Genomic DNA, 538 nt, shown 5'->3' on the forward strand with positions numbered 1-538 from the left:
CGCAGTTACGCCCGCTCCTTGCCTGCAACGACAGTCATTCGGGAAATTCTTCGCCGGCTTTTTCCGCCGAAGCCGGCTTCCGCAGTTACGCCCGCTCCTTGCCTGCAACGACAGTCATTCGGGAAATTCTTCGCCGGCTTTTTCCGCCGAAGCCGGCTTCATTGACTTCGAGGGCCTTATCCTTGGATCGTTGGCGGACTGTGTTGTGGCGGATCAAAGGAGTGGCCCATCTTGGACGGGTTTGGAGATAGCATGAGCACAGAAATTTCCACCATTCTTGTGGATAAGGTTGCCGATTGGCTGACCCAATCGGCGCTCGAGGGCAACGACCTGGAAACATTGGTAAAAGGCTTTTGTGAGCGGCTGGCTGCCGCCGGCCTGCCACTGAAGCGGGTGCATCTGAGCTTTTCGATGCTTCATCCGCTTTATGACGCGCTTGGCTTCACCTGGTTTCGCGGCCAGGGCCTCGAAGTGGAAGGCTTCCGCAACGAGGGCGGCGTGCCGTCCGACAGGTTCGTGACCAGCCCATATTACCACC

Annotated in this window: 1 pseudogene; it reads left to right on the top strand. The window is 58.0% G+C overall.

Annotation, left to right across the window (positions count from 1 at the left end):
• Positions 1–252 precede the first annotated feature (252 nt).
• A pseudogene (locus tag ACXJ7R_RS36050) lies at positions 253–538 on the top strand (adenylate/guanylate cyclase domain-containing protein); the annotation flags it as partial.

Source organism: Mesorhizobium sp. P5_C1 (assembly GCF_054049815.1).